Origin of the sequence: uncultured Clostridium sp. (assembly GCF_947036855.1) — a bacterium.
In the GTDB taxonomy this organism is placed as follows: domain Bacteria; phylum Bacillota; class Clostridia; order Clostridiales; family Clostridiaceae; genus Sarcina.
In genome coordinates this window covers 1-2,572 of sequence record NZ_CAMQRY010000212.1, presented here as the reverse complement: position 1 = coordinate 2,572, position 2,572 = coordinate 1, and the positions used below count along the sequence as shown (strand labels likewise).

At 26.8% G+C, this 2,572-nt stretch carries 4 protein-coding genes; all 4 read left to right on the top strand.

What is annotated here, in order from left to right:
* The first annotated feature begins 175 nt into the window (after positions 1-175).
* Positions 176-1,267 (top strand): protein rep, encoded by a 1,092-nt coding sequence (locus Q0V15_RS12905; RefSeq protein ID WP_297439547.1) that lies wholly within the window; start codon positions 176-178, stop codon positions 1,265-1,267.
* 431 nt (positions 1,268-1,698) lie between these two features.
* On the top strand, positions 1,699-1,929 hold the full coding sequence (locus Q0V15_RS12900; protein WP_297439546.1) for a hypothetical protein: 231 nt from the start codon (positions 1,699-1,701) through the stop codon (positions 1,927-1,929).
* A 161-nt stretch (positions 1,930-2,090) separates the two neighbouring features.
* Positions 2,091-2,342, top strand: a complete 252-nt coding sequence (locus Q0V15_RS12895; RefSeq protein ID WP_297439545.1) for a hypothetical protein — start codon at positions 2,091-2,093, stop codon at positions 2,340-2,342.
* Positions 2,343-2,362: 20 nt separating this feature from the next.
* The gene (locus Q0V15_RS12890; protein WP_297439544.1) at positions 2,363-2,554 is read left to right on the top strand and encodes a hypothetical protein; all 192 of its coding nucleotides are present in this window, start codon (positions 2,363-2,365) and stop codon (positions 2,552-2,554) included.
* Positions 2,555-2,572 lie beyond the last annotated feature (18 nt).

Below are 2,572 nucleotides of genomic sequence, written 5' to 3'. Positions count from 1 at the left end.
TTCAAAAATTGAGATTTTAACAAGACTGTTTTTATAAAAATAATGGGGAAAATAATGGGGAAAATAATTTATAAAAATTGAGTTAAAAAGGACCTAAAAAAGTGGTCTCTCTCGATACTTATATAATCATCTGTGCGCAACGAGTAAATATGCGGTTTAAGGGGGGGTAAAAAAAGTGGAATTTACTAATGAAATATTAAAAAAAATTAATAGAAAAAAAGAAAAATATAATGGAATTTATGCTTATTATTATCATGAAATGAGTCATGAATTTTCAGATGAAAAGAAAAAATATTCTTATCGCTCGGAACAAATAAATGATTGTTTAAATTTATGGCTCTGGGATAAATATGATAAAAATAAAATTTTAGATTTACAAAAGGTTAATAGATGCAATAGTAATAGATTTTGTCCTAATTGCAAATTGCTTGATATCTCTAAATTTATACATGAATTTAAAAACCGTTATAAAGAACTTGCTCCAAAAGGATATAAAGCTTATATGTTGACTCTTACTATTCCATCAGTCAAAGGTGAAGAACTTAGAGGTACTTTGGATAAATTAAATAAAACATTTGCTAAATTATTTAAAAAATTTGCCTATAACTCAAAAACTAGAAAAGGTTATGCTGATAGGTTGATTACTATTGATGGCGGAATTAAGGTTCTTGAAATAACTTATAATCATATGAATGGCTTTCATCCTCATTTTCATTGCGTAGTACTTTCTAAAGATAATTTAAATATTGATTTGCTTGAAAAAAATATTCAAGGTAAATTTTCAAATAAAAGAAATGAATATAATTACAAATCAAAAATAGATATCCAATTCGGAAAATTATGGTCTATGTTATGGTATGGTGATAGATTAACAAAAGCTAATATTGATTCAACTGTCTATGATCCTAAAGAAACTTATTATGCTGCAAATAAAAAATGTCTTGAAATTGATTTTAGAGAATTAGATGAAAAAGGTATTTACGAAGTATTTAAATATACTGTAAAAGACTCTGATATTGATAATTACTATGTATTTAAAACTTTGGTTCAATCTTTGGAGGGTAAAAGAATAAGGCAAGGTTTTGGATTGCTTTTAAAGATGCAATGTGAAAATGTTGAATTAGGTGAGTTACAAGAATTAGAATTAGAAATAGAAGAAAATCCTACAAGTCTGCTAACTCGTAAGATTTCCGAACTCGTAACTACATACGAGAAATTTAAAAAGATATCTAGGTTTCAGCCTAATATCGATAATGCAATTAAATAATCTTTATTAACAAGTTTATTCTAGCATATTTTTTATATGCTGAAAAGAAAAGCACTATATTAATTTATAGGGCTTTTTTTGCATTAAGGTGTAGTACTTGCACTATAAGTACCACACTTTAGTTATATAAATGCGTAGCATAAAAGCGGTAGCGTGCCATGTTCCCAAGTGTACGGACATAGCTTTAATAAATATTCTTAGTGTTATGAATTTCATAGATAGAAATATTATTTTCACCGCCCTATTTCAAGGGGATTGTAAGGGGAAACCTTACGTGCTATTGCTACCAATAATTAAAATATTTAGAAATTAGTCTATTGTACTCTTAATTTTAACATTAACAATTAATTGTGTACGTATGATGTTTTAGAAACATAGTATTGACGTTTTAGTTTAGGTATAATATAATTTATTTAGAGGTGATTTAAATAATGGAAAATACAACAACTAGAGTTACTATAAGAGTTTCTCAAAAAATAAAAAAATACTTTGAAGATAAATCAATAGAAACTGGTGTTGCTCAAAGTTCTTTAATGGCTCTTGCTATGGAAGAATATATTGACCAAAAGAATATGATTAAATTTTCAACTAATATTGAGAATTATATGGCTGAAGCTCAAAAAATAAATGATTCTACTTCAGCAGAAATAGAAATTAAATAAATTATATTTTTTAAATTTTAAACTTATATGTAAAAACGTATCCTAAGCCGTTGCCGTTGCCTACCGCGACCGCAACGTGCAACTGCGGAGCGAAGGCATGGCATGGCTAGGACTGTTTTGTATTTATTTTAATAGAAAAGTGATTTAAGGGGGTATTTGAATTGAATTTGTGTGAGTTATGTTTAAATAATAAAGTGCCGTTTAAGGCTAAAAGAAATTATTGGGGTAATGGTAGTTATGTAACTGTTGTTGATTATGATATTAAAGCTAGTGAGGAAAAACAATATTTTGATGTTTATGGAATTGTTCCAGCACATAGATTAAATGTTGTTTCAAGGATTGAAAAAAATCTTGATAATGATGGTTCTATGAAAATAAAAAATAGCGGTTGTCATGGTTGGTCTATTATATAAAATCTAAAGGAGCTGTTAAAATGATTGCTGATAATTATAAAAATTATGAAAGTTCGATAAAAGATAAAATTTTAAGTGAAAATGATACAGATTTTGTTTGCGAAAATTCTGTTGATATTGAAAATATTTATTGTGTAAATGGAATTTATAGATACAAAATATTTTATAATGATGGTTCAAAAATTGAGATTTTAACAAGACTGTTTTTATAAAAATAATGGGGAAAATAA